This is a genomic window from Streptomyces flavofungini (genome assembly GCF_041028215.1).
Classification (GTDB): Bacteria; Actinomycetota; Actinomycetes; order Streptomycetales; family Streptomycetaceae; genus Streptomyces; species Streptomyces flavofungini_B.
Genome location: NZ_JASKYR010000503.1, coordinates 1 through 5,662 on the forward strand (window position 1 = coordinate 1; position 5,662 = coordinate 5,662).

The 5,662-nt window shown below is 72.1% G+C and carries 6 protein-coding genes and 1 pseudogene; 4 read left to right on the plus strand and 3 right to left on the minus strand.

What is annotated here, in order from left to right; genetic code table 11:
* Nucleotides 1-115 (minus strand): annotated as a pseudogene (locus AB8Z36_RS28130) (TetR/AcrR family transcriptional regulator); the annotation flags it as partial.
* 109 nt (nt 116-224) lie between these two features.
* Between AB8Z36_RS28130 and AB8Z36_RS28135 the strand changes: the two are divergent.
* From AB8Z36_RS28135 to AB8Z36_RS28145, 3 genes are all read left to right on the plus strand, one after another.
* Nucleotides 225-1,706 carry a cytochrome P450 gene (locus AB8Z36_RS28135; RefSeq protein ID WP_369216190.1) on the plus strand — a complete coding sequence of 494 codons (1,482 nt, stop codon included), beginning with the start codon at nt 225-227 and terminating at the stop codon, nt 1,704-1,706.
* Nucleotides 1,707-1,793: 87 nt separating this feature from the next.
* Entirely contained in the window at nt 1,794-2,105 is a 312-nt protein-coding gene (locus AB8Z36_RS42355; protein WP_440582013.1) for a hypothetical protein, read from the plus strand.
* Nucleotides 2,102-3,133 carry a glutathione S-transferase family protein gene (locus AB8Z36_RS28145; protein ID WP_369216191.1) on the plus strand — a complete coding sequence of 344 codons (1,032 nt, stop codon included), beginning with the start codon at nt 2,102-2,104 and terminating at the stop codon, nt 3,131-3,133. The genes AB8Z36_RS42355 and AB8Z36_RS28145 overlap by 4 nt, the downstream gene beginning before the upstream one ends.
* A gap of 25 nt (nt 3,134-3,158) precedes the next feature.
* Here the strand turns inward: AB8Z36_RS28145 and AB8Z36_RS28150 are convergent, their stop codons facing one another.
* Nucleotides 3,159-3,392: a hypothetical protein gene (locus tag AB8Z36_RS28150; RefSeq protein WP_369216192.1), complete on the minus strand. Its 234-nt coding sequence runs from the start codon at nt 3,390-3,392 to the stop codon at nt 3,159-3,161.
* A 55-nt stretch (nt 3,393-3,447) separates the two neighbouring features.
* Entirely contained in the window at nt 3,448-4,002 is a 555-nt protein-coding gene (locus AB8Z36_RS28155; RefSeq protein WP_369216194.1) for a TetR/AcrR family transcriptional regulator, read from the minus strand.
* A 225-nt stretch (nt 4,003-4,227) separates the two neighbouring features.
* Here AB8Z36_RS28155 and AB8Z36_RS28160 point away from each other — a divergent pair.
* Nucleotides 4,228-5,662, plus strand: a 1,435-nt coding sequence (locus AB8Z36_RS28160; RefSeq protein ID WP_369216193.1) for a purine-cytosine permease family protein, incomplete at its 3' end; no start/stop codon positions are given.

Genomic DNA, 5,662 nt, shown 5'->3' on the forward strand with positions numbered 1-5,662 from the left:
ACACATCGTCGTACGGCTTCTGTGCGAACAGCCGTGATCCGACGGAAAGAAGCTGCTCACGGCGTTCTTCACTGCTCAGTCTGCGACGCGTGCGCTCCTGCGGGGTGGCGGCCATGCGAAAACCTTACTTGACGCGAATTCAATAACGGGACCAGACTGGGGAGCCCTATTGAATCCACGTACAACAGGCCCAAGGGGCCGGTGCGACAAGGGAGATGGCGCGCATGGCGCAGACGACGCGGGCCGCGGCGGGGCACGACGGTCCGGCCGCTCCGCCGCCCAGGGGATTCCGCAGCGCGGAGCTCGGCTGGCCGGAGCTGCACCGCATCCCGCATCCGCCGCACCGCCTCCCGCTGCTCGGCGACGTCGTGGGCGCCGGGGTGCGCACCCCGATCCAGGACTCGATGCGGATAGCCGAGCGGCTCGGCCCGATCTTCCGGCGCAAGGCGTTCGGCAAGGAGTTCGTGTTCGTGTGGGGCGCCGGTCTCGCCGCCGATCTCGCGGACGAGTCACGGTTCGCCAAGCACGTGGGCCTGGGCGTGGCCAATCTCCGCCCGATCGCGGGCGACGGGCTCTTCACCGCGTACAACCACGAGCCGAACTGGCAGCTCGCGCACGACATCCTCGCTCCCGGGTTCAGCCGGGACGCGATGGCGGGCTACCACCCGCTGATGCTCGACGTGGCGCGGCAGCTCACGACCCGCTGGGACGAGCGGGAGTCGGCGGGGCGCGCGGTGGACGTGCCGGGCGACATGACGAAGCTGACCCTGGAGACGATCGCCCGCACCGGCTTCGGGCACGATTTCGGGTCCTTCGAGCGGACGGCGCCGCACCCCTTCGTGACGGCCATGGTCGGCACGCTCTCCTTCGCCCAGCGCCGCAACGTCATGCCGCCGCCGCTCGCCCCGCTGCTGCTCCGCGGCGCGAACCGGCGCAACGACGCCGACATGGACCACCTCAACAGCACGGTCGACGCGGTGGTCGCCGCCCGTCGCGCGGCGGACGGCTCGGGCGCCCACGGCGACCTGCTCGACCGGATGCTGGACGTCGCCCACCCCGAGAGCGGTGAGCGGCTGTCCGCGGAGAACATCCGGCGCCAGGTCATCACCTTCCTGGTCGCGGGGCACGAGACGACGTCCGGCGCCCTGTCCTTCGCCCTGCACTACCTCTCGCGCTCGCCGGACGTGCTCACGCGCGCGCGTGCCGAGGTGGACGAGGTGTGGGGGCGGGACGGCGAGCCCGCCTACGAGCAGGTGGCCAAGCTGCGCTATCTGCGCAGGGTGCTCGACGAGTCGCTGCGGCTGTGGCCGACCGCTCCCGGCTTCGCCCGCGAGGCGCGCGAGGACACCGTCCTCGGGGGCGAGCACCCGATGCGCCGGGGCGCCTGGGCGCTGGTCCTCGCCACGATGCTGCACCGCGACCCGGCCGCGTGGGGCGAGGACCCCGAGCGGTTCGACCCGGACCGGTTCGCCCCTTCGGCGGTACGGGCCAGGCCCGCTCATGTCTTCAAGCCGTTCGGCACCGGAGCGCGGGCCTGTATCGGACGTCAGTTCGCATTGCACGAGGCCACTTTGGTGCTCGGCCTGCTGCTGCGCCGCTACGACCTGCACGCCGACCCCGCCTACCGGCTGCGCGTCGCCGAACGGCTGACCCTTATGCCGGACGGACTCACCTTGCGGCTCACTCGCCGCGCCCCGGCCGCGTAGCGGCGCCATTGTCAGACCCGTGCGCCACAGTGGAGGTGGCATCGCTGCGATGCCGCCACGCCACCCAGCGCAAGGGAGTCGCTCGACATGACCGGCACGACGTCCGAGGAACTGCTCGCCGCCCAGGCCTGCTTGCGTCTGCTGCACACTGCGCGCGCCGCGCTGTCCGACGCCTGCGAGGTCTCCCCCGCCAGCGCGGCGACGCTGCTCGCGGGGCCGATCGCGGAGGCGGACGAAGCGCTGCGCCGCGCGGGCCTCGCGGGCAACGAGGCGGCGCTCATCGACCGTATCTACGATCTCTCGCCGCATCCCCCGGCCATTCCGCCGGCCCCACCCGCCCAGCGCTCCGCACCGACGGCGACGGCCCGCTCCCGCGCCCGGGAAGGCAGTGCGTCATGACGGAGAACACGTCGGCCGGTGAGGACGGCAACGCGTCGTACGGCCACAAGGAGTTCAAGCGCTCCAAGAGCCACTTCGCCGACCGCGTCACCGCCGACGGCGGGGACGGCTGGCCGGTGGAGGCCGGGAGGTACCGCCTGGTGGCGAGCCGGGCCTGTCCGTGGGCGAGCCGGGCCCTGGTCTCGCGGCGGCTGCTCGGCCTGGAGGACGCCCTGTCCCTCGCCATCACCGACCCGATCCAGGACGACAAGAGCTGGCGGTTCACGCTGGACCCCGACGGCCGCGACCCCGTCCTCGGCATCCGCCACCTGAGCGAGGCGTACGACGCGCGGGAGAGCGGCTATCCCGGTGGCGTCAGCGTCCCGGCGCTCGTGGACGTGCCGAGCGGCAAGCTGGTCACGAACGACTATCAGCAGCTCACCCTCGACTTCGCCACGGAGTGGACGGCGCTGCACCGCGAGGGGGCGCCCGACCTGTACCCCGAGCCGCTGCGCGACGAGATCGACGAGGTGATGGACGGCATCTACCACGACGTGAACAACGGCGTGTACCGCGCAGGCTTCGCCCCCGACCAGAAGGCGTACGAAGCGGCGTACCACGACGTCTTCCGCCGCCTCGAACTGACCTCCGAGCGGCTGGCGGGCCGCCGCTATCTGGTCGGCGAGACCATCACCGAGGCGGACATCCGGCTCTTCACCACGCTGGTGCGGTTCGACCCGGTCTACCACGGCCACTTCAAGTGCAACCGCAGGAAGCTGGCCGAGGACCCGGTGCTGTGGGCGTACGCCCGGGACCTGTTCCAGACCCCGGGCTTCGGGGACACGGTCGACTTCGACCACATCAAGCGGCACTACTACCAAGTGCACTCGGGCATCAACCCGACCGGCGTCGTGCCGCTCGGCCCCGACCTCGGCGGCTGGCTCACGCCGCACCACCGCGAGGAGCTGGGCGGCCGCCCGTTCGGCGACGGCACGCCGCCGGGACCGGTTCCCCCGGGTGAGGAGGTGCCCGCGGCCGGAAGGCCCTGACCCGCCTGCCCGCTCTCCCCGGGCCTCAGGCGAGCCGCCAGTGGAACTTGTCGCCGCCCACCCACCGCACGGTGTCCGGGTCGTCGAGGTCGTGCACGGTGATGCCCGCCATGGCGGCGGCGTCCAGGACGTCCGTGATGGTCTTGGCCTTGCCGACCACTTCCCCGTCGATCTCCACGATGCGGAACGGCGGGGTGCCCGGCTGCACGCCGAGCACGGTGATCCGGGGGTTCGCCATGTACAGATACGCTTCGGTCATGCCCGGATCCCTTCCACGGTGAGCCGGGAATCAGCTCGCCGCTCGGCCGCTCGGGCTACGCCGTCCCGACCAGACGCCGCGCCGCCGAGCGGGCCGAGGCGAGCGCGCCCCTGCGGTCGGCCCCGCGCTGGCCGAGCACCACGCGGGTACTCAAGCCGTCGAGCAGGGCGAGGAGTTCACCGGCGCGGTCCGCGCCGTCCTCGGCGGTGAAGGCGCCCGTCGCCGCGCCCTGGACGAGGAGCGCCGCGAGGTCGTCGAGCCAGCCCTGGTCCAGCTCTTCCTGGGCCGTACGGAGCGGTTCGTTCGACCCGGCGCGGGCCCAGAGCTCGATCCACAGCATCCAGCGGGGGTCGCGCGGCCCCTGCGGCAGATAGAGCTGGAGGAAGCGGTCGAGTTTGCGGGCGGGCGCGGTCCGGCCCGCGAGCAGGGCCCGCCGCTGCTCGGTGAGGGCGGCCTCGCTCCAGCGCAGCGCCTCCAGGAGCAGCCGGTCCTTGCTGCCGAAGTAGTACAGGATGTGGCCGCCACTGGTGCCCAGGCGGTCCGCGAGCGCGGACATGGTGAGCGCCGCGAGGCCGTCCTCAGCGATGGCCGCCATCGCCTCCTCCAGCATCCGGTCCCGCGCGATCTGCCCGTCCCGCCGTCGTGCCACGTGCGCTCCCGCTTCCCTTCGCCGCCCGCCCCACCGCCCGCTCCTCCGCACCGACCCTATCCCCGCTCCGGGTGCGGTCATTTCCGCCGGGGTCTTGACGGCTCGGGGGCCGATGCCTCACTTTGAATGCCGTTCTAGATTTTAGAACGGCATTCAAAGTATGGATGCCCGAGAGCGAGGTTCCGCATGGCGCAACAGCCCCCGGTGTCCGCCGGGAACGGCAAGGGGATCGGCACCGGAGTCACCAGTGACGAGGTCTTCCGGGTCGAGACCCACGGCATCGATCCCATCCCCGAAGCGGACCGGCACGGCAGCGCCAAAGACCTCTTCTGGCTCTGGTTCGGCTCCAACCTGACCTTCACCTACGTCATCAACGGCGCCCTCGCCGTCTCCTTCGGCCTCACCTTCTGGCAGGCCGTGGCCGTCGTCGTCATCGGCGGCCTGTCCTTCTTCACCATCAGCGCGGCGGGCCTGAGCGGCATCCGCACCGGCACCGCCACCCTCGTCATCTCCCGGGCCGCCTTCGGCTTCCTCGGCAACCTGCCCGCCGGGGTGCTCAACTGGGTCGTCTCCATCGGCTACACCATCGTCAACACCGTGGTCGGCACGCTCGCCCTCCAGGCCCTCTTCGCCGGTCTCGGCCTGGGCGGCGGCGACGCGGCCAAGGCCATGGCGCTCGCCGTGACCCTCGCGATGACCTTCGCGGTCGCCATGTGGGGCCACGCCACGGTGCAGCTCGCCGAACGCTGGATGGCGTACCTCCTCGCGGCGGGCTTCGGGGTGCTGCTGCTCCTGCTGCTGCCGGACGCCGACCTCGGCTCGGCGGGGCCGGCGGGCGGCGCGGGGTTCTCCGGCTGGACGCTCGCCTTCGTCGTGATGCTCGCGGGCCCCTTCTCGTACCTGCCGATGCCCGCCGACTACACCCGCTATCTGCCGCCGGACACCTCCCTGCGCTCGATCACCCTGTCCGGGGCGCTCGGCGGACTGCTCTCCTCCGTGGCGCTCGGCATCGCGGGCGTCGCCGCCGCGAGCCAGGCCGACATGACCGACGCGGTCGCCGGGGTCGAGGGACTGCTCCCCGGATGGTTCAAGCCGCTCTTCCTGATCCTCGTACTGGGCGGCTCGGTCACCAACTCGATCCTCACCCTCTACTCCTCCAGCCTGAACCTCCAGGTCCTCGGTGTGCCCTGGACGCGCGCCAAGGCCATCGTCATCAGCGTCGTCGTCACCGCGCTCGGCTCGCTGGGCGCGCTCTTCCTGACGGACTTCACCGAGTCGCTGCTCGGCTTCCTCTCCCTGCTGATCATCGTGTTCGCGCCCTGGGGCGGGGTCTTCCTCGCCGACATGCTGCTGCGCCGCTGCCACTACGACACCGGAGCGCTGCACACCCCGGGGCCCGGCGGCGCCTACTGGTACCGCGCCGGATTCCACCCCGCCGGGATGGCCGCCCTCGCCGCCGGCATGACCTTCGCCGCGCTCACCTGCGACTCCGAGCTGTGGACCGGGCCGCTGGTGGCACCCCTCGGCGGTGGCGACCTCACCCTGCTCGGCGCACTGGTCTCCGCGCTCGTGTACGGGGCGCTGGCCCGACGCGACGCCTCCGCCCCGGCCCCCGCCGAGT

Bases quoted from the DNA above. Each gene is read 5' to 3' on its own strand.
- AB8Z36_RS28150 (WP_369216192.1), bottom strand. From the start codon at position 3,392: ATGACCGAAGCGTATCTGTACATGGCGAACCCCCGGATCACCGTGCTC.
- AB8Z36_RS42355 (WP_440582013.1), top strand. From the start codon at position 1,794: ATGACCGGCACGACGTCCGAGGAACTGCTCGCCGCCCAGGCCTGCTTG.
- AB8Z36_RS28155 (WP_369216194.1), bottom strand. From the start codon at position 4,002: ATGCTGGAGGAGGCGATGGCGGCCATCGCTGAGGACGGCCTCGCGGCG.
- AB8Z36_RS28145 (WP_369216191.1), top strand. From the start codon at position 2,102: ATGACGGAGAACACGTCGGCCGGTGAGGACGGCAACGCGTCGTACGGC.
- AB8Z36_RS28135 (WP_369216190.1), top strand. From the start codon at position 225: ATGGCGCAGACGACGCGGGCCGCGGCGGGGCACGACGGTCCGGCCGCT.